26 protein-coding genes and 1 tRNA gene are annotated in these 25,279 nt (G+C 64.2%); 8 read left to right on the plus strand and 19 right to left on the minus strand.

Annotation, left to right across the window (positions count from 1 at the left end):
- Positions 1 to 261: 261 nt before the first annotated feature.
- A complete protein-coding gene (locus ACEWPM_RS02135; RefSeq protein ID WP_393960827.1) occupies positions 262 to 543 on the plus strand; it encodes a hypothetical protein in 282 nt (93 codons plus the stop codon).
- Positions 540 to 2,585, plus strand: coding sequence for an oxidoreductase (locus tag ACEWPM_RS02140; protein WP_393960828.1), 2,046 nt, complete (start codon positions 540 to 542; stop codon positions 2,583 to 2,585). The genes ACEWPM_RS02135 and ACEWPM_RS02140 overlap by 4 nt, the downstream gene beginning before the upstream one ends.
- A gap of 176 nt (positions 2,586 to 2,761) precedes the next feature.
- On the opposite strand, the gene ACEWPM_RS02145 is transcribed toward ACEWPM_RS02140, so the two are convergent.
- From ACEWPM_RS02145 to ACEWPM_RS02180, 8 genes are all read right to left on the minus strand, one after another.
- Positions 2,762 to 3,541, minus strand: coding sequence for an enoyl-CoA hydratase-related protein (locus ACEWPM_RS02145; protein WP_393960829.1), 780 nt, complete (start codon positions 3,539 to 3,541; stop codon positions 2,762 to 2,764).
- Between the two features lie 7 nt (positions 3,542 to 3,548).
- Positions 3,549 to 3,998 carry a cytochrome c-type biogenesis protein gene (locus tag ACEWPM_RS02150; RefSeq protein ID WP_393960830.1) on the minus strand — a complete coding sequence of 150 codons (450 nt, stop codon included), beginning with the start codon at positions 3,996 to 3,998 and terminating at the stop codon, positions 3,549 to 3,551.
- Positions 3,995 to 5,968: a heme lyase CcmF/NrfE family subunit gene (locus ACEWPM_RS02155; RefSeq protein ID WP_393960831.1), complete on the minus strand. Its 1,974-nt coding sequence runs from the start codon at positions 5,966 to 5,968 to the stop codon at positions 3,995 to 3,997. The genes ACEWPM_RS02150 and ACEWPM_RS02155 overlap by 4 nt, the downstream gene beginning before the upstream one ends.
- Before the next feature lie 76 nt (positions 5,969 to 6,044).
- Complete coding sequence (locus ACEWPM_RS02160; protein WP_393960832.1) at positions 6,045 to 6,593, minus strand: holin family protein; 549 nt, start codon at positions 6,591 to 6,593, stop codon at positions 6,045 to 6,047.
- Positions 6,584 to 7,195: a holin-associated N-acetylmuramidase gene (locus ACEWPM_RS02165; RefSeq protein ID WP_393960833.1), complete on the minus strand. Its 612-nt coding sequence runs from the start codon at positions 7,193 to 7,195 to the stop codon at positions 6,584 to 6,586. The genes ACEWPM_RS02160 and ACEWPM_RS02165 overlap by 10 nt, the downstream gene beginning before the upstream one ends.
- Positions 7,196 to 7,275: 80 nt before the next feature.
- Positions 7,276 to 7,722, minus strand: coding sequence for a cytochrome c maturation protein CcmE (ccmE, locus tag ACEWPM_RS02170; RefSeq protein ID WP_393961001.1), 447 nt, complete (start codon positions 7,720 to 7,722; stop codon positions 7,276 to 7,278).
- 29 nt (positions 7,723 to 7,751) lie between these two features.
- Positions 7,752 to 8,777, minus strand: coding sequence for an N-acetyl-gamma-glutamyl-phosphate reductase (argC, locus tag ACEWPM_RS02175; protein WP_393960834.1), 1,026 nt, complete (start codon positions 8,775 to 8,777; stop codon positions 7,752 to 7,754).
- A gap of 76 nt (positions 8,778 to 8,853) precedes the next feature.
- A complete protein-coding gene (locus ACEWPM_RS02180; protein ID WP_393960835.1) occupies positions 8,854 to 9,666 on the minus strand; it encodes a glutamate racemase in 813 nt (270 codons plus the stop codon).
- 184 nt (positions 9,667 to 9,850) lie between these two features.
- Here ACEWPM_RS02180 and ACEWPM_RS02185 point away from each other — a divergent pair, with 184 nt between their 5' ends.
- A complete protein-coding gene (locus ACEWPM_RS02185) occupies positions 9,851 to 10,756 on the plus strand; it encodes a LysR family transcriptional regulator (RefSeq protein WP_393960836.1) in 906 nt (301 codons plus the stop codon).
- 300 nt (positions 10,757 to 11,056) lie between these two features.
- Here ACEWPM_RS02185 and ACEWPM_RS02190 read toward each other — a convergent pair whose 3' ends face one another.
- The 3 genes from ACEWPM_RS02190 to prfA form a co-directional block, all read right to left on the minus strand.
- A complete protein-coding gene (locus ACEWPM_RS02190; protein ID WP_393960837.1) occupies positions 11,057 to 11,737 on the minus strand; it encodes a DUF4167 domain-containing protein in 681 nt (226 codons plus the stop codon).
- 254 nt (positions 11,738 to 11,991) lie between these two features.
- Positions 11,992 to 12,834 (minus strand): peptide chain release factor N(5)-glutamine methyltransferase, encoded by an 843-nt coding sequence (prmC, locus tag ACEWPM_RS02195; RefSeq protein WP_393960838.1) that lies wholly within the window; start codon positions 12,832 to 12,834, stop codon positions 11,992 to 11,994.
- The gene (gene prfA / locus ACEWPM_RS02200; RefSeq protein ID WP_393960839.1) at positions 12,831 to 13,880 is read right to left on the minus strand and encodes a peptide chain release factor 1; all 1,050 of its coding nucleotides are present in this window, start codon (positions 13,878 to 13,880) and stop codon (positions 12,831 to 12,833) included. Before prfA ends, prmC begins: the two co-directional genes overlap by 4 nt.
- A gap of 63 nt (positions 13,881 to 13,943) precedes the next feature.
- On the opposite strand from prfA, the gene ACEWPM_RS02205 reads away from it, so the two are divergent.
- The gene (locus ACEWPM_RS02205) at positions 13,944 to 14,234 is read left to right on the plus strand and encodes a hypothetical protein (protein ID WP_393960840.1); all 291 of its coding nucleotides are present in this window, start codon (positions 13,944 to 13,946) and stop codon (positions 14,232 to 14,234) included.
- Here ACEWPM_RS02205 and ACEWPM_RS02210 read toward each other — a convergent pair.
- Together ACEWPM_RS02210 and speB are read right to left on the minus strand one after the other, a co-directional pair.
- Positions 14,172 to 14,570 carry a DUF1499 domain-containing protein gene (locus tag ACEWPM_RS02210; RefSeq protein WP_393960841.1) on the minus strand — a complete coding sequence of 133 codons (399 nt, stop codon included), beginning with the start codon at positions 14,568 to 14,570 and terminating at the stop codon, positions 14,172 to 14,174. The two genes, ACEWPM_RS02205 and ACEWPM_RS02210, sit on opposite strands and share 63 nt — an antisense overlap.
- Positions 14,571 to 14,618: 48 nt before the next feature.
- Positions 14,619 to 15,590 (minus strand): agmatinase, encoded by a 972-nt coding sequence (speB, locus tag ACEWPM_RS02215; protein WP_393960842.1) that lies wholly within the window; start codon positions 15,588 to 15,590, stop codon positions 14,619 to 14,621.
- A 79-nt stretch (positions 15,591 to 15,669) separates the two neighbouring features.
- Between speB and mazG the strand changes: the two genes are divergently transcribed.
- The gene (mazG, locus tag ACEWPM_RS02220) at positions 15,670 to 16,491 is read left to right on the plus strand and encodes a nucleoside triphosphate pyrophosphohydrolase (RefSeq protein WP_393960843.1); all 822 of its coding nucleotides are present in this window, start codon (positions 15,670 to 15,672) and stop codon (positions 16,489 to 16,491) included.
- A 7-nt stretch (positions 16,492 to 16,498) separates the two neighbouring features.
- Here the strand turns inward: mazG and ACEWPM_RS02225 are convergent, their stop codons facing one another.
- Positions 16,499 to 17,629, minus strand: coding sequence for a M24 family metallopeptidase (locus ACEWPM_RS02225; protein WP_393960845.1), 1,131 nt, complete (start codon positions 17,627 to 17,629; stop codon positions 16,499 to 16,501).
- The gene (locus ACEWPM_RS02230; RefSeq protein ID WP_393961002.1) at positions 17,626 to 18,669 is read right to left on the minus strand and encodes a pyridoxal-phosphate dependent enzyme; all 1,044 of its coding nucleotides are present in this window, start codon (positions 18,667 to 18,669) and stop codon (positions 17,626 to 17,628) included. The genes ACEWPM_RS02225 and ACEWPM_RS02230 overlap by 4 nt, the downstream gene beginning before the upstream one ends.
- 164 nt (positions 18,670 to 18,833) lie before the next feature.
- Between ACEWPM_RS02230 and purL the strand changes: the two genes are divergently transcribed.
- Entirely contained in the window at positions 18,834 to 20,999 is a 2,166-nt protein-coding gene (gene purL, locus ACEWPM_RS02235; protein ID WP_393960846.1) for a phosphoribosylformylglycinamidine synthase subunit PurL, read from the plus strand.
- An 85-nt stretch (positions 21,000 to 21,084) separates the two neighbouring features.
- On the opposite strand, the gene ACEWPM_RS02240 is transcribed toward purL, so the two are convergent.
- On the minus strand, positions 21,085 to 21,504 hold the full coding sequence (locus tag ACEWPM_RS02240) for a SufE family protein (RefSeq protein ID WP_393960847.1): 420 nt from the start codon (positions 21,502 to 21,504) through the stop codon (positions 21,085 to 21,087).
- A gap of 170 nt (positions 21,505 to 21,674) precedes the next feature.
- Here ACEWPM_RS02240 and ACEWPM_RS02245 point away from each other — a divergent pair, with 170 nt between their 5' ends.
- Complete coding sequence (locus ACEWPM_RS02245) at positions 21,675 to 22,196, plus strand: hypothetical protein (protein WP_393960849.1); 522 nt, start codon at positions 21,675 to 21,677, stop codon at positions 22,194 to 22,196.
- A gap of 12 nt (positions 22,197 to 22,208) precedes the next feature.
- Here the strand turns inward: ACEWPM_RS02245 and rnd are convergent, their stop codons facing one another.
- The 3 genes from rnd to purM all read right to left on the minus strand — a co-directional run bounded on the left by rnd (position 22,209) and on the right by purM (position 25,096).
- Positions 22,209 to 23,369, minus strand: a complete 1,161-nt coding sequence (rnd, locus tag ACEWPM_RS02250; protein ID WP_393961003.1) for a ribonuclease D — start codon at positions 23,367 to 23,369, stop codon at positions 22,209 to 22,211.
- A gap of 90 nt (positions 23,370 to 23,459) precedes the next feature.
- A complete protein-coding gene (gene purN, locus ACEWPM_RS02255) occupies positions 23,460 to 24,053 on the minus strand; it encodes a phosphoribosylglycinamide formyltransferase (RefSeq protein WP_393960850.1) in 594 nt (197 codons plus the stop codon).
- Positions 24,050 to 25,096 (minus strand): phosphoribosylformylglycinamidine cyclo-ligase, encoded by a 1,047-nt coding sequence (gene purM / locus ACEWPM_RS02260; protein ID WP_393960851.1) that lies wholly within the window; start codon positions 25,094 to 25,096, stop codon positions 24,050 to 24,052. Before purM ends, purN begins: the two co-directional genes overlap by 4 nt.
- Before the next feature lie 104 nt (positions 25,097 to 25,200).
- Here purM and ACEWPM_RS02265 point away from each other — a divergent pair.
- Positions 25,201 to 25,277: transfer RNA gene (locus ACEWPM_RS02265), tRNA-Ile, on the plus strand.
- Positions 25,278 to 25,279 lie beyond the last annotated feature (2 nt).

Raw genomic sequence — 25,279 nt, forward strand, 5'->3', positions numbered from 1 at the left:
AAGGACGGACTTGCCGGTTACCGCTCGGTTTCTGCCCCGCTTCCCGCGTCACAATCGGTCCGCAGGGTCATTCGGACGGAGGCGGGGCAAGTTTTACACGCAACCAAGCGCGCGGGCGGGTCCGGTCACGTGTTTCGGGCTGATCGAATTTCGGCCAGCGTTCGGATCGGTCAGACGCGACCTTCTGAAAAACGATTGCAGGCCGGATTGGCTGCGGTCCGGGAAATAACGCTCCCAAGGGCCTGCGATGGACCCGACCGTGTGTCGGCAGGCATCGCCCAGCTCGGCTGGCTATTTGTTTTGAACGTCACCCCGTCGTTATCAGCCAAGCCGCGCGTGCCCCCCAAGTACATCATCAACGAAGTTATCGCGCTGCGCGAAGGCGGCAGCTATGGTTCCGATGCACGCATCTTGCCCGGTGTGCCCAACCGCTCTGGCCGAACCTGCCAGCCAATCTGCAACGTCTCGCCGGTGGGCACCCCCAAGGACCGGATTCACCATCCGGACGCGCGCCAAAGCCGAGCAAAAGGGAAGAGAACATGAGCCGCGACCCCCTCCTTCAACCATACCAACTCAAGCATCTGACGCTGCGCAACCGGATCATGACCACTGCGCACGAACCGGCTTACCCCGAGGACGGGATGCCGAAGGAGCGTTACACCGCCTATCACGCCGAGCGCGCCAAAGCTGGCGTCGCGCTGGCCATGACAGCCGGATCAGCGGCGGTAAGCCGGGACAGCCCGCCGGCCTTCAACAATATCCTCGCGTACAAGGACGAGGTCGTGCCGTGGCTCCGGCAACTGACCGATACCTGCCATGAGCATGGCTGCGCGGTGATGATTCAACTGACACATCTTGGCCGCCGTACAGGCTGGGACAAGGGCGACTGGCTGCCCTCGGTCTCGTCCTCCAAGCACCGCGAGCCGGCGCATCGCGCCTTTCCCAAGCTGGTCGAAGATTGGGATATCGAACGGATCACCGCCGATTTCGCCGACGCCGCCGAGCGGATGCAGGCTGGAGGCATGGACGGGATCGAACTTCAGGTCTACGGCCACCTACTGGATCAGTTCTGGTCGCCGCTGACCAATGATCTGGACGGTCCCTATGACGCGGCCACGCTCGAAAGCCGCCTTAAGTTCCCGATGGACGTTCTGAAGGCGATCCGGGGCCGGGTGGGTGAGAAGTTCATCGTCGGGCTGCGCTATACTGCGGACGAAGCGGCGGCAGGCGGCATCACTCCAACCGAGGGTATCGAGATTTCGAAACGGCTGGCCGATTGCGGCATGGTGGATTTTTTGAACGTCATCCGGGGGCGCATCCATACCGACCCGGCAATGACCGATGTGATCCCGGTGCAGGGCATGAAAAGCGCGCCACATCTGGATTTCGCCGGCACGGTGAAGAAGGCAACCGGCATGCCCACTTTTCATGCTGCCCGCATTCCCGATGTGGCAACCGCGCGCCATGCTATTTCCGCCGGCCTGCTGGACATGGTGGGCATGACCCGCGCGCATATGGCCGATCCGCATATCGTGCAAAAGATCGTCGAGGGGCGCGAGGAGGATATCCGCCCTTGCGTCGGTGCCACCTATTGCCTCGACCGGATCTACCAGGCGGGCGAGGCGCTTTGCATCCACAACCCGGCGACGGGGCGCGAGCTTACCATGCCGCACCGCATCATGCGTGCTGACACACGGCGCAAGGTTGTGGTTGTCGGTGCGGGCCCTGGCGGGTTGGAGGCCGCGCGCGTCGCGGCCGAGCGCGGCCATGACGTAATCGTATTCGAGGCGCAGCCGGACCCCGGCGGGCAGGTTCGACTGACCGCGCAGAATTCGCGCCGCCGCGAGATGATCGGCATCATCGACTGGCGCATGGCGCAATGCGCCGCGCGCGACGTGACGTTTCACTTCAACAGCTTTGCTGAATTGGACGATGTCACCGCACTTTCGCCTGACATCGTGATCGTCGCCACCGGTGGCCTACCCAACCTCGAGTTATTCGAGACCGGGCGCGAGCAAGGGTTGGCCGTCAGTGCATGGGATCTGATCGCAGGCGACGTGAAGCCCGCCGAGCATGTGCTGATCTATGACGAAAGCGGCGATCACCCCGCGCTGATGGCCGCCGAAGTAGCCGCCAACGCAGGTGCGCGCGTTGAGGTGATGACGCCGGATCGGACCTTCGCGCCCGATATCATGGGGATGAACCTGGTGCCCTATATGCGAAGCCTTCAGGACAAGGACACGACCTTTACCGTGGCACGCCGCCTTATGGATATCGCCAGGGATGGCAACAAGCTGAGGGCAACCATCGGCACCGATTACAGTGATCACAAGGTTACGCAGCTCTATGATCAGGTAGTCGTCAATTACGGAACACTGCCGATGGATGAGCTGTATTTTCAGCTCAAGCCGATGTCGTCCAACGCAGGCGCTGTTGATTACGATGCCTTGACTGAAGGCCGCCCGCAGGCGGTTCGTCGCAATGCCGCCGGCGCGTTTCAGCTATTTCGCATCGGCGACGCAGTCAGCGCCCGCAACACCCATGCCGCGATATATGACGCACTTCGGTTGATGAAAGATCTATAAGGCAGGAGACGGCCAGAACGGGCTATTTCGATTTCCGACAACAGCGACTCGATGATCCTGCGAAGCGCCTGAAATGTAACCTCCGAGACACCCAGGCGCCGACAGCGTGATACGACGCGCCGTGATATGTCTTCGGCTGGAAGGATGCATTTCGAGCGACCACCCCCCGCCGAGCTTCAACGACCCTCGAAGGACGGCTTTCGCTTGTCCAGAAACGCCATGACGCCTTCCTTGAAATCGCGGGTCTGGCCACAGGCGCCTTGCAGTCGCGCCTCGACATCCAGTTGCGCTTCGGGGGCGTTTTGCCAGCTTGCGCGCAGGGCGGTCTTGAGATGGCGATAGGCTTCGGTCGGGCCTGCCGCCAGATGCGCTGCGCGGGCGCGCCAATGGCTATCGAACTCCATGTCCGGGACCGCCTCCCAGATCATGCCCCAGTCGGCAGCATCGCGGGCACTGACCGGCTCGGCGAAGAGGGCCGCCCCCATGGCCTTGGCGGATCCCATCTGGCGCGGCAGCCAATACGTGCCGCCAGCATCCGGCATCAATCCGATACGCGTGAAGGCCTGAATGAAGGCGGCACTGTCGGTCGCAATCGTCACATCGGCGGCCAAAGCAAGGTTTGCGCCGGCACCGGCGGCCACGCCGTTGACCGCCGCGACGGTCGGGATCGGGCATTCGGCGATGGCGCGCAGCATGGGGGCGTACTCATCGCGCAGTACACGCTCAAGGTCGAGCGCCGCCGCGTTTCCAGCGTCGCTCAGGTCCTGTCCCGCGCAAAAGGCCCGGCCATTGCCGGTAATGACCAGCACGCGCGCGGATTTTCCGGCGCTTATCACCGCGTCTGTCACCTCGGCCCGCATCTGCGCGTTGAGCGCATTCATCTTCTCGGGTCGATCGAGCCGCAGGATCGCTATGGACGCGTCGATCTCCAGTGTGATGACGGAGTAGCGGCTCATCGCGGCCTCACTTGTCAAGAATGTCGCGCAAGCGCGCCGCCTCGTCATCGCTCAACTGACTGTCCTCAGGTGCTGCCTGACCTCGCCTGCGGATATAGATCACCGCAATCCCGGCGCCGATCAGCAGCATGGCCGGTCCGGCCAGCCACAGAAAAAGCGTGCTACCCGTGGCAGGCGGATTGAGCAAGACGTATTCGCCGTAACGATCCACGATGTAGGTGATCGCCTCATCATCGGTATCGCCCGCCATGAGCCGCTCGCGCACCAGGAGCCGCAGATCACGCGCAAGCGGAGCATTCGAGGCGTCGATATTCTCGTTCCGGCAGACCAGACAGCGAAGCCCCTCGGAAAGCGCACGCGCACGCGCCTCAAGCGCCGGGTCGTCCAGAATCTCGTCAGGCTGCACCGCCATGAGCGGACTGGCAATCAGAGCGAGGATCAGCGCAAGCCGTCTCATTCGGCGGGCACCGCACCGGGCAGCTTGCGAGCACCCGCAGCAACGCGGTAGCGTCGATCACTCAGCGACAGGGCGCCGCCCAGGGCCATCAAGATCGCCCCGCCCCAGATCCAGTTGGCCAGCGGCTTGTAATAGGTGCGGACGGCCCAGCCGCCATCATCCTGCGGATCCCCGATCACGACGTAGACATCGCGGAAGAGCCCGTTATCGATGGCCGCCTCGGTCGTGGGCATCTCGGCCACGGGATAAAAGCGCTTTTCCGGTTGCAGAATGCCGAGCGTCTCACCGTTCTGCGACAGGCGCATATCCGCGATCGTGGCCATATAGTTCGGCCCCTCGCTGCGGCGCACATCCTGAAGCGTGATGGTATAGCCCGCCAAATCGAAGCTGTCGCCGACATTGACCACGCGGATGTCTTCGGCCTCCCAGGCCAACAAGCCCGCGATGCCCGCCATGGTCACGCCAAGGCCTGCATGGGCCGTGGCCTTGCCCCAGTCGGCGCGCGGCAGGCGTGCCAGGCGCCCTGCCCGGCTGGCGATATCACCGCGGCTTCCGGTGCGCGACCAGATGTCGATCACCGAACCGGCGACCAGCCATGTTGCCAGCCCCAATCCGACAGGCCCCATCAGGCTGCGCCCGGTCTGGATGGCCCATGCCAGGCCCAGCACCGCCAAGGCCAGCACCATTGCCGGGGCCAGCTGTCGCAACACGCGCCGCATCTGCCCGCGTTTCCACGGCATCATCGCCCCGATGGGCAGCAGCAAACCCAGCAGGATCATGAAGGGCGTGAAAGCCATGTTGAAGAAGGGCGCGCCGACCGACAGTTTGCGGTCGAAGAAGAGCTCGGCCACGAGTGGCCAAATGGTTCCGACGAAGACGACGAAGGCCGAGACGCCAAGCAAAACGTTATTCGCGACCAGCATGGATTCGCGACTGGAGAGCGCAAAGACCCCCCGCGCCTGCATCGCGCCCGCGCGTGCCGCGAACATCGTCAGACCGCCCATCATGAAGAGCGCCGTGATGCCCAGAAGGAACATCCCCCGCTCGGGATCATTGGCGAAGGCATGGACAGAGGTCAGCACGCCCGAGCGCGTGATGAACGCGCCGATCATCGAAAAGCCGAAGGCGATGATGGCCAGAAGGATGGTCCAGCTTTTCAGGCTCTCGCGTTTTTCGACTACGATGGCCGAGTGCAGCAGTGCGGCAGCAATCAGCCACGGCATGAAGCTGGCGTTTTCCACCGGATCCCAGAACCAGAAACCGCCCCAGCCGAGCTCGTAATAGGCCCACCAGCTGCCCATCGCGATGCCGATGGTCAGAAAGACCCAGGCCGCCAGCGTGTAGGGCCGCACCCAGCGGCCCCAGGCGGCATCGACGCGCCCTTCGATCAGGGCGGCAACGGCAAAGCTGAAGGTCATCGAAAGGCCGACATAGCCGATATAGAGAAACGGCGGATGAAAGGCGAGGCCGGGATCCTGCAGGAGCGGATTCAGATCCTGCCCGTCCAGCGGCGGCGTGGCGAGACGCAGAAAGGGGTTGGACGTAAAGAGAATGAAGGCGAGGAACGCGATCCCGATCATGCCTTGAACAGCGAGCACGCGTGCGCGCAGACCCGGCGGCAGGTTGCCCCCGAACCACGCTGCCGCAGCACCGAAAAGCGCCACGATCAGCACCCAGAGCAGCATGGAGCCTTCGTGATTCCCCCAGACGCCGGTGATCTTGTAGAGCATCGGCTTGGCCGAGTGGCTGTTCAGCGTGACCAGCCGCAGCGAGAAATCCGACGTGATGAAGGCTTGGGTGAGCGCTGCGAAGGAAATCGCGATCATCAGGAATTGTAGGCCCGCCACCGTATCGCCGACGGCCATCCAGCCGCTCCAGCGTTTATGGGCGCCAATCAGCGGGACAGTGGCCTGAACGCAGGCCAGGGCGAGGGCGAGGATAAGGGCGAAGTGGCCGAGTTCTGTAATCATGCCCCTCTATAACCGCCCCGCGCCTTCTCCACCAATGAGAAAAATCATGCGGGGCGGTTCAGATTGTCGCGGGCGGCTACCGCTCCTGCTCGCGCCAGGCGCGCAGGGCGGGGTTGGGCGCATCGGCGGCCTCCTCCGGCGCGTCTTCGGTTCCACCCGCATGGGCCGACTCAAGCGCCCGGATACTGGCGGCGATCCGCGGCGCCTGAGCGGCGCTCTGCACGATCGAGCGGCGATAGGTCTGACCCTTGAACTGATGGCGCGCGCCGAAATAGAAGGAAACGATGACGCCCAAAAGCCACCAGAGCGGCTCGGGTACCAGCGCAATGCCCTGCATCCGCGCCGCGAACCAGACGGGATCGACCATCGCCGCAACGAAAAGGCCCAACGTGCCAAGGGCCAGCGCCGGGCGCGGCAGGCGATTGACGCCGTCCATGAACCGGTCAAAGAGGCCCTGCTGCCCTGCCCCGAACTCGGCGTCGAACTGGCTGACCGCCGCGCCGCGCTCTTCTGTGCGGCGCCTGGCCCCGGCCTCGGCATTCTCGCGAAAAACCTCGGCCGTGCGCGCGACGACATTGCGCCCGTCACCGAAGAGCAGCGTCATGATGCGCTCCATCATTGCCATGCCGCCACCCGTGCGCGAAATTCCGCGACGCTCAGGTGATAGCGCGGCGACATGAACTCTTCGGCGCGCAGGATCCAGCCACCCTTGCCGCCGGCCTTCGTGCGGGCAAACTTGCGGCTGGTCGGGCGCTTGTCCGCGATACGCAGGTAGTAATTGCGCCGCGCAATGGCATAGGCGTCGGCGATGTGGTGCGGCGCGGTCTGCGCGGCGATCTGCGCGGCCTCGGCGGTGCGCGGACCGATCACACCGTCGACGGCCACTTGCTGACCCATCTGGCACAGAAGGCGCTGAAGGATGCGCACCGCGTTCGCGCCCGCATTGACATACATGTCGAAAACGCTCGCGCGCAGGACCGGCGGCAGCCGGTCGATGCCTGGCCCCTCATAATAATGCTCCAGAAAAATCTGTTCGGCCTGCGCGGCACTGATCTGACGCACATCCGCCGCATTGATGCGCCCGTCCGCGTTCAGATCCAACCCCAGACGGCGCATCGTATGCACCGTCACGCCATTTTTGGTCGCACCACCGGGATCATCGGGATCATTGACATAGCCGCCTTCGCGGGCAACGATTTCTCGGGCGATTTCGCGCACTTGGTCCATTGGCACCCCTGCACTTCACTGGCTGGGGACCGCCCCCAGGCCTCGTGCAGAAACTGACGTGCGAATGGTTAATGCCGCGCTTACTGGCCGACCGGCTCCTGATAGACGCCCTGTTCTTTCAGCGCGTCTACAACCTCTTTGGGCATGTAGGATTCGTCGTGCTTGGCCAGGATCTCGGTCGCGCGGAAAGTCTGTCCGTCATAGCTGCCAAGGCCGACCATACCCTGCTCCTCGCCAAAGAGATCGGGCAGTACGCCGACATAAGCAACCGGTACGCTGGCCCCGCCATCCGTGACGCTGAACGTTACCTCCGAGCCCGCGCCGCGCCGCAGGCTGCCCGTTTCAACCAGCCCGCCGATGCGAAACACCTCGCCGGGACCCGGCGGTTCGGCCATGACCTGCGTGGGCGAGCGGAAGAAATTGATCCCGTCGCGCATCGCATAGCCAATCAACCCCGTTGACACGACCAGCGCCACCGCCGCGACGGCGATGATCTGGACCCTGCGCTTTTTCTTGAGCGATTTCATCGCCATGCGGTTCGTTCCTCAAGCAGAGTTCAGGGAAAGACAGGCGGCACCATAAGCGCAGTCGTCTCATCCAAATTTAACATCAGGTTGGCATTCTGCAAGGCCTGACCACTGGACCCCTTGGTGAGGTTGTCCAGCACCGCAATGATGATGGCGCGCCCCGGAATGCGGTCACCGCTGACACCAATATGGCAAAAATTGCTGCCGCGAATATGGCGCGTGCTGGGCACCTCGCCAATGGGCAGCACCTGCAGGAACGGCTCGGATGCGTAGGCGTTTCGCAGCGCCTCATGGATCTGCGGCGCCTCGCCCTTTACATAAACAGTGGCGATTATCCCTCTGTTTGCAGGTAACAAATGTGGGGTGAACTGCACTTTTACAGCGCGTCCAGCGATCGAGGAAAACTCCTGATCGAACTCGGCTAGATGGCGGTGCGTGCCTCCGACGCCATAGGCAAGCGCGCCCTCGCTCAACTCGGCATGCAGCAGGTTTTCCTTCAGGCTGCGGCCCGCACCGCTAACGCCGGTCTTAAGATCAATGATGATATCGTCGAGGTCGATCAGGCCACCTGCGATCAAGGGTCGCAGGGCGTATTGCCCCGTCGCCGCGTTGCACCCCGTTCCAGCGACAAGCCGCGCGCTGCGGATTTGCTCGCGGTAGAATTCGGTCAGGCCATAAACCGCCTCGGCCTGGCAATCGAGGGCGGCATGGGCGTGGCCATACCACTTCTGATAGGCCTCGGGATCGCGCAAACGAAAATCAGCGCTGAGATCGACGATCTTCAGATCCTTTGGCAGGCCCGCGATCACTTCCTGGCTGGTGGCGTGCGGCAGCGCACAAAAACACAGGTCGATGCCCGAGAAGTCGATCTGATCAATCGTCACAAGGTCCGGCAGGTCCAGATGCCGCAAGTGCGGGAAAACCTCGGCCATGCTCTGACCCGCCTTGGAATTGGCGGCTAGCGCGGTGATGTGCATCTCGGGATGGACCGCGATCAGGCGAACCAGCTCGGCGCCGGTGTAGCCGGAGGCGCCCAGAATGGCGATATTATTCATGAGACGGGCCTTTCGATACTGCGCGTAACCAATATGCCGCAGGCTTACGCCATCCCGGCGCGCCGGGCAATCGCCCCTAGGCCGCCTCAAACTGGACAGGGCGGCGCAGGAACTGCGTCGCGCGGTAAGACACACGGGACGGGGCACCCGTGGTCAGATATCGCAGGCCGGTGCCCTGCCCGGCCATCGCTGGACGCCGCGTCAAATAATCGGCCAGGCTATCCGCCACCAGCGAGGGCTGCGACAGAACTGTAACCTCAGGGCCAAGCGCGTCCTGAAACACGGCCTGCAGCAGCGGATAATGCGTGCAGCCAAGCACCGCCGCCTGCGGCTGCGGCATCTTGCGGCGCAGCGCGTCGACATGGCTGCGCACCAGTGCCTCGGCCAGTATCATGTCGCCCTCCTCGATCGCATCCACCACGCCGCCGCAGGCCTGCGCCTCGACATCGACGCCGATGGCGCGAAAGGCCAGTTCGCGCTGGAACGCGCGGCTGCTGACCGTTGCAGGCGTGGCGAACAGCGCCACATGGCGGGCATTCACCTCGCGGGGCGGCGAATTGTCGCCCCATTGACGCTCGGTCAGGGCCTCGATCAGGGGCACAAAGACGCCCAGCACGCGCTTGCCCTCGGGCACGCCCGCCTCCTGCATGCGGCGCAGCGCAACGGCCGATGCGGTGTTGCAAGCCAGCACGACCAGATCGCACCCCTCGGACCAGAGCCGCTCGACCCCGGCGCGGGTCAGCGCATGGATATCCTCGGCTGTGCGCACGCCATATGGCGCATGGGCGTTATCCCCAAGATAGACCAACGCCTGATCCGGCAGGCGCGCGGCTACCGCATCCATCACTGTCAGCCCGCCCAGACCGCTGTCAAAAATCCCTACTGCCATCGCCACTCTCTCCGCCAAACGCATGATGCGTATGGGCGCGACCCTAATCACCGCCGCGCAGCCGCGCCATACCGATCTGCCGCAGTTGCGCGCTCAATCGACCGCGCAGCGCGATGATTCTATGCAGAAGGGGCATTTCTTTGCTAAGGCTGTCCGCAATTAACAGCCGATGGGATGGGGCGCGATGGATTGGGACAAGCTGAGAATTTTTCACGCGGTGGCCGATGCAGGTAGCCTGACCCATGCGGGTGATCAGCTGCACCTATCGCAATCCGCGGTCTCGCGCCAGGTCCGGTCGCTGGAAGAGGCGCTGAACGCAACACTGTTTCACCGCCACGCGCGCGGCCTGATTCTGACCGAGCAGGGCGAGCTGCTGTTCGACGCGACCCGCGCCATGGTCAAACGTCTGGATGCCGCCACCGCCCGCATCCGCGACAGCGAGGACGAGGTTTTCGGCGAGTTGCGCGTGACCACCACAATAGGCTTCGGCACCTTGTGGTTGGCCCCGCGCCTGGCCAAGCTCTACGAGAAATACCCCGATCTCAAGATCGACCTCATGCTGGAAGAGCGCGTCCTCGATCTGCCCATGCGCGAGGCCGACGTGGCCATCCGCATGAAAGAGCCGAGCCAGGCCGACCTCATCCGCAAGCGCCTGATGGGCGTGCACATGGGCCTCTACGCTTCGCCGGACTACCTGGCCAAGAACGCCGCGCCCATATCCGTAGAGGATCTCTGTGATCATCGGCTTATCTGTCAGAACATCAATTCGGCACAGGTCAGCGCGGCCACATATCTAGTGAAGGAGCTGGTCGCCAACGACATTGCGTCTATGCTGACGGTCAACAACTACTTCGGCGTGCTTCAGGCGGTGCTCAACCACCTGGGAATTGGTGTGCTGCCCGATTACCTCACATATGATTTTCCGGGCCTCGTTCGCGTACTACCTGAGGTAGAATCGGTCGAAGTGCCGGTTTTCCTCGCCTACCCCGAGGAACTGCGCCATTCTCAGCGGATTGCCGCCTTTCGCGACTTCGTGCAGCAAGAGATCTTTGCCTACCGCAAAACCGTGAAAGATCAAAAGATTAGCTGAGCCCTTCACCTGCTATGCATTTTCTGCATAGCGGCCATGCCACAAGATCTTGGAATTTTCCTTGATTGGACCCAGAACAGACACTAACTGCTCTTTTGACGGGAACGCCGCTACGGCGTCTCCGTCATACCTCCCTGTTGGACTATGGCCGAGCTTAGTGCTCGGCCTTTTTTTTGCGCGCGCCAATCTCATGCCGGGATCCTGCCCTGATTGCCAATGGCTTTGATCTACGCAAGCAAACAAAACCGGCCGGCGCAAATCTGCAACGCCCGGGTCTGAAACATCATCGATATGGCTCGATTATTCCGCTGCCGTCTCGGATGAGGGAGGAGAGGCGTCGCCGTCTTGTGCTTCGCCCGGCTCCGATTTCGGCTTGCGGGGACGACGCGGCTTGGGCTTGGGCGCGTTACTATCGCCGGCCTCTTCATCCTTGCTCTCGCCATGATCCTGCACGCGCTGGCCGCCGGATGCACCGCCTTCATCAGAGCTGGATGGCTTCTGACGCGGCTTGCGCGGCGCACGTTTTGGGGGCGCTTTGCCTTCGGGAGTGTCCACCAGGGTACTTCCCCCGTCGTCCTGATTGTCGCGGGGCTCTGATTGCTGCGCGTCCGCCACATCACCGCGGCTCTCTTCGCGCTGGTTGCGCTCGCGGTCGCGTTCGGCCTGACGCTCCCGGTTTTCGCGCTCTTGCTGTTCGCGCTTGGCATCCTGCTCGCGCTTGGCGTCCAACTCCTTCTGAGCGGCGCCCAAAAGCCGCAGGTAATGCTCGGCATGCTGTTGAAAATTCTCGGTCGCAACCCGATCATTGGCCAGCTGGGCATCGCGCGCCAACTGGTTGTATTTCTCGATGATTTGCTGCGGCGTGCCGCGCACCTTGCCCTCGGGGCCGGAACTGTCGAACACGCGGTTGACGACGTTGCCGACCGAATTGGGGCGGTTTCTGTTCGACTTGTTGCGCGAACGTGACTTCGATGATCTCATAGGTCTGCTGTCCAGCCTTGTTTCTAGAACCGTGGTAAACCCGAGAGGCGCCCGATGCGCACATGCATAAAACCGGGTTCGGCTATGTTGGCTTGGCGTCGCGCGGGACCACCCGAGATATGGGTATCCACCGCGTCGACCCCTTCACTAACCATGCAACAGCCCCCCGCACAAGGGAAAACTGGGCGATTTTGCTGCCTTTGAAGTGGTTTTTCGCTGTTCTGCGCGGTTTTTGCCCCATCTTGGTGCGGATGCTAGGCTGGAACACCGGCACAGACGACGCGGTCGCGACCGTCCAGATCGGGCAAAATGCGCACATCAACCAGGCCCGCCTCCTGCATCAGACCTGCCACCGGCGGGCCTTGCCTCCAGCCGATTTCGACCATCACCCGGCCACCGGGGACCAGATGCGCCCCCGCCCCGGCACAGATCGCGCGATACGCGGTCAGGCCATCCTTCTCATCCGTCAGCGCCAAGCGCGGCTCAAAGGCCAGTTCCGGCGCCAAGCCCACCATTTCTTCTAAGGCGATATAGGGTGGGTTGCTCACGATTAGATCGAACCGCCCCGTGACGCCCTCGAACCAGTCCGACCGTACAAAGCTTGCGCGATCCGCCACGCCCAGCCGTCCCGCGTTGCGCCCTGCCACGTCCAGCGCCGCTTGGCTGAGGTCAGTCCCCACCCCGCGCGCACTACGCCGCGCCGCAAGGAGCGACAGCAGGATCGCTCCCGATCCGGTGCCCAGGTCCAACACACTGTCAAAAGTGCCTGAAAGCGCCGCGCCCACCAGCGCCTCCGTCTCGGGGCGCGGGTCCAACACGTCGGGCGAGATCTCGAACTCATGCTCGTAGAATGCGCGCCGCCCCAGAATGTGTGAAATGGGTTGCCGCTCCAGCCGCCGCACGGTGTAGTCGCGCAGCAGCGTCGCCGCGGCGGGCGCCAGAGCGTCGCCCTCGTGCAGGCTCAGCCGTCCCGGCGGGATGCCCAGTGCCCCCGCCATCAGCACGCGCGCGTCGCGCGCCGCGCCATCTATGCCGGCCTGCTCCAAGGCGGCGGCCAACTCGCGCACCGCATGCCCGACGCTGCGCGCAGGGCTCATGCCCCCATCTCGGCCAGCATCTGCGCCTGCGCATCGGCGGTCAGCGCGTCGATCAACTCGTCAAGATCGCCCTGCATCACCTGATCAAGCTTGTAGAGCGTCAGGTTGATCCGGTGATCTGTCATGCGGCCCTGCGGGAAGTTATAGGTGCGAATGCGCTCGCTGCGATCGCCCGATCCCACCTGCGCCGCACGGTCGGCGCTACGGGCCGAATCCACCCTCTGGCGTTCGGCATCATACAGCCGGGTTTTCAGCACCTGCATCGCAATTTCGCGGTTGCGGTGCTGGGATTTCTCGCTGCTGGTGACGACAATGCCGCTGGGGATATGTGTGATGCGCACCGCCGAATCGGTGGTGTTCACATGCTGCCCGCCCGCGCCCGAGCTGCGCATCGTGTCGATCCGCAGATCGCCCGCGTCGATCTTGATGTCCACATCCTCGGCCTCGGGCAGCACCGCCACCGTCGCCGCGCTGGTGTGGATGCGCCCGCCGCTCTCGGTTTCGGGCACGCGCTGGACCCGGTGCACGCCGCTTTCAAACTTGAGACGGGCAAAGACGTGGTTGCCCTTCACATGTGCCACCACGTCCTTGATCCCGCCCAGCTCGGTCTGGCTCATCTCGATGATCTCCAGGCTCCAGCCCCTCGCTTCTGCATAGCGCTGATACATGCGCAAAAGGTCACCGGCAAAGAGCGCGGCCTCCTCGCCGCCGGTGCCGGGACGGATCTCGATCATCGCGGGGCGCGCATCGGCCTCATCTTTGGGCAGAAGGCTCAGCTGTAGCGCCGCCTCGACTTCCGGCAGGCGCGCCTCCAGCTCTTTCAGCTCGTCCTCGGCCAGCTCGCGCATCTCGGGATCGTTCAGCATGCCGCGCGCGCCCTCGATATCGGCAAGAAGCGTCTTGTAGTGGCGGATTTCCTCGACCACGGGCCGCAGCTCGGCATATTCGCGGCCCAGCGCGGCAATGTTGCCGCCGCCCGCAGACATCTTGGCCTCGAGAAACTCGAAGCGCTGCACGATCTGCTCTAACCTGTCGAATGGAACCATGGCCCCCATGTCCTTCATTCAATTGTTTTGGTCAAGACGCCGGGGCGTGATATAGTTCGCGCCATGCGCAACGCACTCACCCTCGCCCTTTTCCTGGCCGCCGCCCCGGCGCTGGCCGATGGCACGATGGGCGGCAAGACGATTGATTGCTATTGCACAGACAAGACCGGCGCGCGTGTCGAGTTGGGTGAAATGACCTGCCTCCATGTCGACGGCAAGACCTTTATGGCGCAGTGCCAGATGTCGCTGAACGTGCCCATGTGGCGCAAGATCAGCGATGGTTGCCTTAGCTCATCCCTGCCGCAAAGCAGCCAGCCAACGCTCCACGCGAGCCTTGTTGACGCCCATATCTGACTTGCCATAGCGCAGCCGCGCATGAAGGGCGATCTGATCGCCCTGTTGCTCGATCGTCGTGTAATCGGGAAAGCCGAAGACGCGCGAACGGGTGATATAGGTCACCTTCCCTTCGGCGACCGAGCCGGCCAAGACATGCGTGCGCGGCTCGGCACGGATGATCTTGTCCAGCGCCGCCAGATTGCCGGTGACGCGGCGCATCACGCCGCCTTCCATATCCTTGTTCTCGACCGCGTCCGGCAGTACATGCCAGCGCGCCACATCATCAGGCGCAAGCCTGATCCAGGCCAGCAGGCCAAGCGCGGCCAACAGTAAAAGCAGTCCAATCCACTTCATGCACTCGCACCTTCATCTTGGAGGAAAATGCTCATTCCCCGATCCGCATCAAGCGTCGCCGCCATGATCGTTCCACCCCAGCAGGCAGATGATATTCGTCGCCACATGCGCCCCGGCAATGGCCGTCGCCCCGGTTGTGTCGAACGGCGGCGAGACCTCGACGATATCCCCGCCCTTCAGGTCGATCCCCGCCAGATCGCGCAGCATGATCGCCGCCTGCGCGCTGGTCAGCCCACCCCAGACCGGCGTGCCGGTGCCGGGCGCGAAGGCCGGGTCCAGCGCGTCAATATCGAAGCTGAGATAGACGGGCGCATCGCCAAGAATTCCCTTGATCTTCTTGACCGCCGCTGCCGTGCCGCCCTCATGCACCTCCCGCGCGTCAATGATGTTCATGCCCATCGGATCGGGCACCGTCGTGCGAATGCCCACCTGCACCGACTTGGCCGGATCGATCAGCCCCAGCTTGATCGCCTTGTAGAACATGGTGCCGTGGTCGATCCGCTCGAAATTATCGTCCTGCCACGTGTCCGTATGGGCATCGAAATGCAGCAGGGCCATGGGGCCGAACTTCTCGGCATAGGCCTTGAGGATGGGAAAGCTGATATAGTGATCGCCGCCCAGCACGACGCTGGCCGCGCCCGCATCCAGAATGCCCTTGATATGCTGCGTCAGAAGGCCCGGAAACTCGGGCACCATGGCATAGTCAAAGGCCAGATCGCCGTAATCGACGATATTGAGCGCGCTCATCGGATCATAACCCCAGCCATAGGGCGCATCCGCCGTTTGCAGCGCGCTCGCCTCGCGGATCGCACGCGGGCCAAGGCGCGTGCCGGGCCGGTTTGTTACCGCCTGATCAAAGGGCACGCCCGTCACGGCCACATCGACGCCGGTCAGATCCTTGGTATAGCGCCGCCGCAAGAAGGACGTGGCCCCGCCAAAGGTATTCTCGAAGCTGAGGCCGAGATTATCCGCCCTGGTGAACGCCTCGTCCACCGTGCTGCTTGCGTCTTCCAGTCCCATAATGACCCCTTTCGCTCTTGCGCCGATGCAGCACCCTGTAAGACAAACCCCTCCAGATGCAAGCCCGCCAGCCGAGGAGATGACAGTGACCGATGCCCTGATTCAAGACCCCAAGGGCGGCCTACCCCGCCTTCTGGCGATCATGCGCGCGCTGCGCGATCCTGATAGCGGCTGCCCTTGGGATATCGAACAGGATTTCGCCAGCATTGCCCCCTACACGATCGAGGAGGCCTACGAGGTGGCCGACGCAATCGAGCGCGCCGACTGGACCGATCTTACGGGCGAGCTGGGCGATCTGCTCTTGCAGGTCGTCTTTCACGCGCAGATTGCCGAGGATCGCGGGCTTTTCGATTTCAGCGACGTGGCCAACGGCATCGCGGACAAGATGGTCGCGCGGCACCCGCATGTCTTCGGGGATGAGAGCCGCGACAAGAGCGCCGAGCAGCAGACCCGCGACTGGGAGGCGATCAAGGCCACCGAGCGCGCGGCGCGAGCCGAGACAGGAACGCTCAGCGGCGTCGCCCTGGGCCTGCCCGCCCTGCTGCGCGCGGTCAAGCTGCAGAAACGCGCGGCGCGCATCGGCTTCGACTGGCCGGATATGGAGGGCGTGCTGAACAAGATCAGCGAGGAAGTGGCCGAACTGGCCGAGGCCCATGCCAGCGGCGACGCGGATCATACCGAGGAGGAGTTCGGCGATCTGATGTTCGTGATGGCAAACCTCGCGCGGCACATGAAGATCGACCCCGAGGCGGCGCTAAGACGCGCCAATGCCAAGTTCACGCGGCGGTTCATTCGGATCGAGGCGTTGCTCGACGAGAACGGCAAGACGCCCGATCAAAGCGATCTGGCCGAAATGGACGCACTCTGGAACCGCGCCAAGGCCGAGGAACGGCAGGGCTGAGAGCGCCTCAAACCACCGGCAGCTCTGCCGTAGCAAAGCGGGTCAGCTGCTCGGCGCCGTCCTCGCGGATGACGATATCCTCCTCGGCGACCATGATCGTGCCCGGCCCCGTTGTGACACCGGGCTCCAGCGTGATGACCATGCCCGGCACCAGCTCGGCCCGGTCTTGGGGGATCAGCGACAGCCCCTCGGTCAGTTGCATGCCAAGGCCGTGGCCCAGCCGCCCCGATCCCTCGCCCGCCCCGGTGATCGCGGCCATCGCGGCGTAGACATCGCAGGCGCGCGCGCCGGGGCGCGATGCCTCCAGCCCAGCCTGCACGGCCTCGGCCAGCTGCGCATGCGCCAGCGCCGCGTTGCCGGACGCGGCGCCCACCGCGTAATTCCGGTCGAAATCGCAAAAATACCCATCCCAGACGGCGCCAGTGTCCAGCATCAGCACGTCACCGCGTTTCAGCGGCGCGTCGGACGCGGGCGAAATCACGTTGCCATAACCGTCCGGCCCCGCCCCGCCCGCGATATAGGCCACGAGGTCAGCCCCCTCCTCCAGCAACAGGCGCTGAAAATCGCGAAAGACGGCGCTGAGCGCGCGCCCCTCGCGGGCGATCTCGGGCACCCGGTCAAAGGCGCGATTGCCGATCGCGCAGGCGCGGGCGATCTTGGCGATCTCCGCTTGGGATTTCACCGCGCGCAGGCTTGCGACGATGCCATAATCATGGGTGAACTTCAGCCCGGCTGCCGCCTTGACCGCTGCAAAGCTGGCCATCGGCATCCGGAGATAGCTTTCTGGCCCCGAGGGTACGCCCACCGGCCCGCCCACCTCGCGCAAGGTCGCCGCCAGAAGGCTGATCCCGTCATCTTGTGGGTCCGGCGCGGGCCAGACCCGGATATCGGCCACCCATGTCTGCGCCATCAGCGCGGCACCGATGCTGGGAATGACGGCGATGGGCGCGCCCGACACCGGCAGGACGAGGAACCAGGGGCGGCTGGGGCTTTCCCAGAATCGGGTGAGAAAGCCGGTGAAATAGCGAATTTCCGGCTCGGTCGTCAGCAACAGCGCGCCAAGCCCTGCCGTATCCATGCGCGCCTGCGCGGCGGCCAACCGCGCCGCAAACTCGGCGCGCGCGAAACCGCGCGTCACTCGGCGGGCCCTTCGCTGAGGATGCAAAGCACGCGGGCATCTTCGGGCAGGCCCAGATGCGACAGCGCCGCCAGCCCCGCGCCCCCCGATTCGGAGGTATCGAGCCCCAGCGCCGCCAGTTCTGGCAGCACCGCCGCCGCCTCGTCATCCGTGATCAGTGCAAAGGCATCCGCGTCCCGCGCCAGCCCTTTCAGCGCGATCAGCGACGCCTCCTTGCAATCTAGGCGACCCATATTCGACACTGGCCCCTCGCTGGGTACGAACGCGCCTGCCTCGATGCTGTCATAGAGGGCCGGTGCCGCCTCCGGCTCGACCACGATGATGCGGGGGGCATCGCCCCAGACGCTGCGGAAATAAGCGGCACATGCCCCGGCCATACCGCCAACGCCCGCCTGCAGCAGGATATGCGTCGGCGCCTGCGGCATCTGCTCGGACGCTTCGGCGGCCATGGCCAGATACCCTTCCATGAGGCGATGCGGCAGATCGGTATATCCCGGCCACGAGCTGTCCGAGAGCAGCGTCCAGCCATTCTCGTCCGCGGCCTTTTGCGCGGCCTCCATGCTGGCCTCGTAATTGTCCCCTGCGCGCACCACCTCTGCGCCGCGGGCGCGTAGACGGTCCGCAAAGCTTTCCGGCACCGGCGCCGCCAGGTAGATCACCGCGCGCGCGCCGAAAATCGCCGCCCCGGCGGCGACGGACATGCCGTGATTGCCGGCACTGGCGGTGACGTAGGTGCGCCCATCCAGGATGCGCATCATGTCGCGGTCATCCATCTGGCCGGCCGCCTCCTGCGCCTCATGCGCTATGACATATGCCGCGCCCAAGGCCTTGAAGCTGCCAAGGTTCATGCGGCCCCGCTCGTCCTTGACCCAGACAGCGGGGCCGAATCCCTCGGCTGTCACCAAGGGCGTCGCGCCCGCCGCAGGACAGCGCGCCAGAAGGGCACGGGGAGCTTCGGAATCGGTGCTGGGCCACGGAACATCGGCCAGCGCGCCCTCGGGCAGGCCCTTGCGGCGCCACGGATTATCCTTGATCTGAATGATGCGTCTCCCTTTGCACGCATAGGACGCAGGCAGGGCGCGTCAGTCAAGACCCCGACCTGCCAACCGCGCCCCATCGCCATGCCCCCCTTCCCCCCTCGCGTTCAATCGAATAAAGAGGCGCCAAACGCCCCAGAACCGACAGCCCGAAGGAATATCATCACATGAACGAGCCGGACATCACCCCCGATCTGATCGCCGCTCATGGGCTCAAGCCGGACGAATACGAGCGGATCCTCGAGATTATCGGACGCGAGCCGACATTCACCGAGCTTGGCATCTTCTCGGCCATGTGGAACGAGCATTGCAGCTATAAATCCTCCAAGAAATGGCTGCGCACACTGCCCACCGAGGGGCCTCAGGTGATTTGCGGCCCCGGCGAGAATGCCGGCATCGTCGATATCGGCGACGGGCAATGCGTAGTCTTCAAGATGGAGAGCCACAACCATCCCTCCTATATCGAGCCCTACCAAGGCGCGGCGACGGGCGTGGGCGGTATTTTGCGCGATGTCTTTACCATGGGCGCACGGCCCATCGCGGCGATGAACTCGCTCAGCTTCGGTAGCCCCGACCATCCCAAGACGCGCCAGCTGGTGCATGGTGTGGTCGAGGGGATCGGCGGCTATGGCAACGCGTTCGGCGTGCCCACTGTGGGCGGCGAGCTGCGCTTTGATTCCGCCTATAATGGCAACTGCCTGGTCAACGCCTTTGCCGCGGGCCTCGCAGAGACGGACAAGATCTTTTATTCCGCCGCCTCGGGCGTCGGCCGCCCGGTGGTGTATCTCGGCGCCAAGACGGGCCGCGACGGCGTCGGCGGTGCGACGATGGCAAGCGCGGAATTCGACGACACGATCGAAGAGAAACGGCCCACCGTGCAGGTGGGCGACCCTTTCACCGAAAAGCGTCTGATGGAGGCCACGCTAGAGCTGATGGCCACAGGTGCGGTGATCTCGATCCAGGATATGGGCGCCGCGGGCCTCACCTGCTCGGCGGTCGAAATGGGCGACAAGGGCGGTCTCGGCGTCCGGCTCAACCTCGAGGCCGTGCCGCAGCGCGAGACGAACATGACCGCCTATGAGATGATGCTGAGCGAAAGCCAGGAGCGCATGCTCATGGTGCTGGAGCCATCTCTGGAAGCGGAAGCGCGCGCCGTCTTCGAGAAATGGGACCTCGATTTCGCCATCGTCGGCGAGACGATTGCCGAGGACCGCTTCCTCATCATGCACAATAACGAGGTGAAGGCAGATCTGCCGCTGGCCGCCCTTTCGGGCACCGCGCCGGAATATGACCGCCCTTGGGACGAGCCTGTCCCCGCCGAGGCGCTGGATGCGGCCTCCGTGCCGCAGATCGATCCTATCGACGGGCTGCGCGCGCTGATTGGCTCGCCGAACTATTGCAGCCGCGACTGGGTGTATGAGCAATACGATACGATGGTCATGGCCGATACCGTGCGCGGCCCCGGCCTGGGCGGTGGCCTGATCCGGGTGCATGGCACAGACAAGCTGCTGGCATTCACCTCCGATGTGACGCCCCGCTACGTGCAGGCCAACCCCGAGATGGGCGGCAAGCAGGCGGTGGCCGAAGCCTACCGCAACCTCACCGCGCTGGGGGCCAAACCGCTGGCCAGCACCGACAACCTGAATTTCGGCAACCCCGAAAAGCCGCAGATCATGGGCCAGCTCGTTGGCGCGATCAAAGGCATCGGCGCCGCCGTCGCCGCGCTCGACATGCCCATCGTGTCGGGCAACGTGTCGCTTTATAATGAGACCGACGGTGCGGCGATCCTGCCGACTCCGACTATCGGCGCCGTGGGCCTCATTGCCCATCCCGACCATGCCATTATCGGCCAGGCCCGGGAGGGTCATGCCGCGCTGCTGGTCGGCGAGACCCACGGGCATCTCGGCCAGTCGGCCCTCCTCGCCGAGGTCTTCAACCGCGCCGAGGGCGACGCGCCCCATGTCGACCTTGAGGCCGAGCGCCAGAACGGCGACTTCATCCGTGACAATTACAGCCTGATCACCGCCTGCACCGACCTGTCGGATGGCGGCCTTGCCCTTGCTGCCTTCGAGATGGCCGAGGCGGCCGGCGTGGGCGTGCATCTGGATAGCGACGATACCGGCACCCTCTTCGGCGAGGATCAGGCGCGCTATCTCGTTGCCTGCAACTTCGATCAGGCGGAGGCGCTGATGACGGAGGCCGCCAAAGCCGGCGTGACTGTGACCAGCGTCGGAAAATTCACCGGCGACGCGGTGCGTATGGGCAGTTCCAAGGCACCGCTGGACGAACTGTCACATGTATTCCGCAACACATTTACCGAACGGTTCGCCTGACCTCGGCTGTCGATAGAGTATTTTTGCCAAGATGAAGCAGGGGCGCGCCCCGGATTCATCTTGGTTTCAAATACTCATATCCCCCTCATCCCGCGCTCGACGCTTCCGACGAGACGGACCTGATCCGCTCGATCATGGCCCTCAGCCCGTTCGAGCGTTGCGCCGAGAGGTGGTCCGTCAGACCCAGCCGCGCCAGCTCGCCGCCCGCATCGACGCGCGGGACCTCAGACACGGGCAGATCGTTATAGAGAGCGCGCAGCACCGCGATGAGGCCGCGCACGATCAGCGCATCGCTGTCCCCGTCGAAGCGGAAGGTGCTGCCCGCAATCTGAGGATGCAGCCAAACCTGGCTTGCACACCCCTCGACGCGGGTGGCGGGCACTTTGAGCGCATCGGCCAAAGGCTCCATCGCCTTCCCGGCCTCGATGACATGGCGATAGCGATCTTCCCAATCCTCCAGAAACTCGAAATCCTCGACGATCTCTTCGAATGCCGGCTGGGCCATGCTTCGCTCCTTCTTGCTCTTTGGCTCAGAGGTAGGCGCGCGGGGGGCAAAGGTCCAGCCCCAGCCATGGGCATCCGGGGCGCCGGAACCGGGCCTGTGCGCTTGCGCTTGGGCACCGCGTCCTGCTAGGGTCCGCCGAGTTTCAGACCCTTTGACAAGGACCTTTGCCGATGCGCAGACTGGTGACCCTCGTGACGATTTCCAGCCTGACCCTTGCGGGCTGCTCGGGGTTTCGCGATTCGCGCGCGAACCCGGCCAACTGGTTCGGCAGCAGCCGCACCGCGCCCGCGCCGACCGCCGCCGAGGCAGCGGCCAACCCGCTGATCCCCGAAGAGCGGCGTAACAGTATCTTTCAGCGCAAGTCCGACGCCGAAACCTATGCGGGGACGCCGATCTACGCGATCGAAAACGTTGCGATCGAACGCTCGTCCGGTGGCGCAATTGTCAAGGCGACGGGCCTGTCGCTGCGCCAAGGGGCGTTCGATGTGCGCCTGATGCCCGAGAACAAGGGCGAGTCGGTGAATGGCGTTCTGACCTACACGCTGCGCGCCGTGCAGCGCGCCGACACGCCCCAAGGCCCCGAGCAGACACGGCGCGTCAGCGCGGGCCAGTTCATCTCGACCCAGACTTTGCTGGAGGCGCGTGAAATCCGCGTGCTGGGACAGACCAACAGCGCCGCTTCGCGCCGCTGATCGCGGTGGTCGTTATTGCAAAGCGACCGTCTCAATCGTGCTGCCGTTGACGCGCAAGGCAATCTGGCCAGCGCAAAGGCGCAGCGCCTCGTTGCCAAAGACGTTGCGTCGCCAGCCGCTAAGCGCGGGCACATCGCGCTGCCCGGCGGCGATGGCGTCTAGATCGGCCGCCGTCGCGATCAGCTTTGCCGCCACGCCCTCGCGGTCCGACACGCCTTTCAGAAGGACGCGCAGCAGGTCCGCAATGGCCGGGTTCACTTGCAAACGCTCACGGCTGAGATCAGGCTGAGGCTGCGCACTGGCGGGTGTCGCCAGCCCGTCGACCACGGCCTTGAGGATACCGTCGGCAATCTCGCCCTTGCGCGCCTCGCGCAGCAAAAGGCGAGAGCGACCGAGGTCCTGGATATTGGCCGGCTTGGTTGCCGCCAATTCGACCAGCGCATCGTCCTTGAAGACCCGGCTGCGCGGCACGTCACGCGCCTGCGCGTATTCCTCGCGAAACCGCGCCAATTCGCGCACAATGGCCAAGTATTTGCCGCCATTGTTGCGCGTCTTGATACGCTGCCAGGCATCGTCGGGGCGGGTCACATATGTCTCGGGTGCGTTCAGCACGGCCATTTCCTCGGCCACCCATTTGTCGCGGCCGGACTTCTCCAGCTCGGTGGCGAGAAATTCGTAGATCTTGCGCAGATGCGTGACATCGGCCAGCGCGTATTTCTTCTGCGCATCGCTCAACGGGCGGCGCGACCAATCGGTAAAGCGCGAGGATTTGTCGACCTGCGCCTTGGCGATGCGCTTGACCAGCGTCTCGTATCCCGCCTGCTCGCCAAAACCGCAAACCATCGCAGCCACCTGAGTGTCGAAAAGGGGCGTAGGGATGAGGCCCGCATCGACATAAAAAATCTCCAGATCCTGGCGGGCGGCGTGGAACACCTTGACCGTGCTCTCATCGCGGAAAAGCGCGTAGAGGGGCTCGAGCGACAGGCCCTCGACCAGAGGATCGACCAGCACCGCGTTGTCGTCATCCTCGCCCGGAAACGCCAGTTGCACGAGGCAGAGCTTGGAGTAGTAGGTCCGCTCGCGCAGGAATTCGGTGTCGACAGTTACGTAAGGATAGTCGGCGGCGCGGGCGCAGAATTCGGACAGCTCTTCGGTCGTGGTGAGGGTCTGGATCAAGGGAACGGCTTCTTTCGCTTTGGTTTGTTGCGCCGCTATAGGCCGGATCGGCGCGGATTGAAACGGGGTTGGCGCCGAGCGCGGCGGTTAGGGCAGATGGATCGGCGTGCGGTCCCCGGCAGCAAAGCGGCGCAGGACCGCCGGGTAGAGGCGATGTTCGGCCTCCAGCACGCGGGCGGCGAGGGTCTCGGCGGTGTCGCCCGCTGCGACGGGCACGCGGGCCTGACCCAGAATGGGGCCATCATCCAGCGCCGCCGTCACCTCGTGCACGGTGCAGCCCGCCTCGGCCTCGCCCGCGTCGAGCGCACGCTGATGGGTGTGAAGGCCCCGGTATTTGGGCAAAAGCGACGGATGAATGTTGATCATCCGGCCCTGCCAGCGACTAACAAAGCCTTCGGTCAGCACGCGCATGAAACCGGCAAGGCAGATGATATCCGGCTCATGCGCCATGATCGCGCTATGTAGCGCATCGTCGAAACTGGCGCGATCCTCGCCATGCGGGCGGTGATCGACGACATCGGTCGCGATGCCGCGCGCGGCGGCCTTTTGCAGCCCGCCCGCATCGGCGCGGTTAGACAGAACCAGCGCGGGGCGCGCAGGGTGATCGCCCGTCATGCTATCGACCAGCGCCACCATGTTCGAGCCGCCGCCGGACAAGAGAATGGCGACGCGTTTCGTCACTTGAGCGCGCCGCCATAGCGGATGCCCGCGCCCTTGGTGACATGGCCAAGGCGGTGCACCGTCTCGCCCCGCTCCGCCAGCAGCTCCTGCAGCGCGTCCACTTGCATTGCGTCCACGGCGACGATCATGCCGATGCCGCAGTTGAAGGTCTTGAGCAACTCTGCCTCATCCATGCCGCCGGTCTGGCGCAGCCACCCAAATACGCCCGGCAATTCCCATGCGCCAAGGTCGATATCGGCGCCCAGATCCTCGGGCAGAACGCGCGGCAGGTTTTCGGTCAGGCCGCCGCCAGTGATATGGGCCAATGCGTGTACGCCGCCCGCGCGTATGGCCGCCAGCGCGGGTTTCACGTAAAGGCGCGTCGGCGTCAGCAGAGCCGCGCCCAGCGTGCCCTCGGCCCAAGGGCATTTCGCGTCCCAACCGAGACCCGACATCTCGACCAGCTTGCGAACGAGGCTGTAGCCGTTGGAGTGGACACCATTGCTCGCAAGGCCCAGAAGGATGTCGCCCTCTGCCACACCCGTGGGCAGCGCCGCGCCCCGCTCCATTGCGCCGACGGCGAAGCCCGCGAGGTCGAAATCTCCCGCCGGGTACATGCCGGGCATTTCCGCCGTTTCGCCGCCGATAAGAGCCGTCCCAGACAAGGCGCAACCTTCCGCGATCCCCTCGATGATGCGCGCCGCCTGATCCATCTCCAGCTTACCGGTGGCGAAATAATCGAGGAAGAAGAGCGGCTCGGCCCCTTGGCAGACCAGATCGTTGACGCACATCGCGACGAGATCGATCCCCACACCGTCCACATGACCAGTGTCGATGGCGATGCGCAGCTTGGTGCCGACGCCGTCCGTCGCCGCGACCAAGACCGGATCATCATAGCCCGCCGCCTTGAGGTCGAAAAGCGCGCCGAAGCCGCCCAGACCCGACATCACACCGGGCCGCGCTGTGCGCTTTGCGGCGGGTTTGATGCGCTCGACCAGCGCATTGCCGGCGTCGATATCAACGCCGGCATCGGCATAGCTCACACCATTCTTGGGATAGGTCATTCGGCTCTCCTCGGATTTACGCGGGGACCTAGCCCATAGCGCCATCCAGCGCAATCTCAAAGCCTTGACGCGGGCGCGCGCTCTGCGTAGGAAACACGGCAGGCGGGCCTGTAGCTCAACTGGTTAGAGCAGAGCGCTCATAACGCTTTGGTTGCGGGTTCAAGTCCTGCCGGGCCTACCACA

The sequence above is a fragment of the Roseovarius maritimus genome (assembly GCF_043355895.2).
Lineage (GTDB): Bacteria > Pseudomonadota > Alphaproteobacteria > Rhodobacterales > Rhodobacteraceae > Roseovarius > Roseovarius maritimus.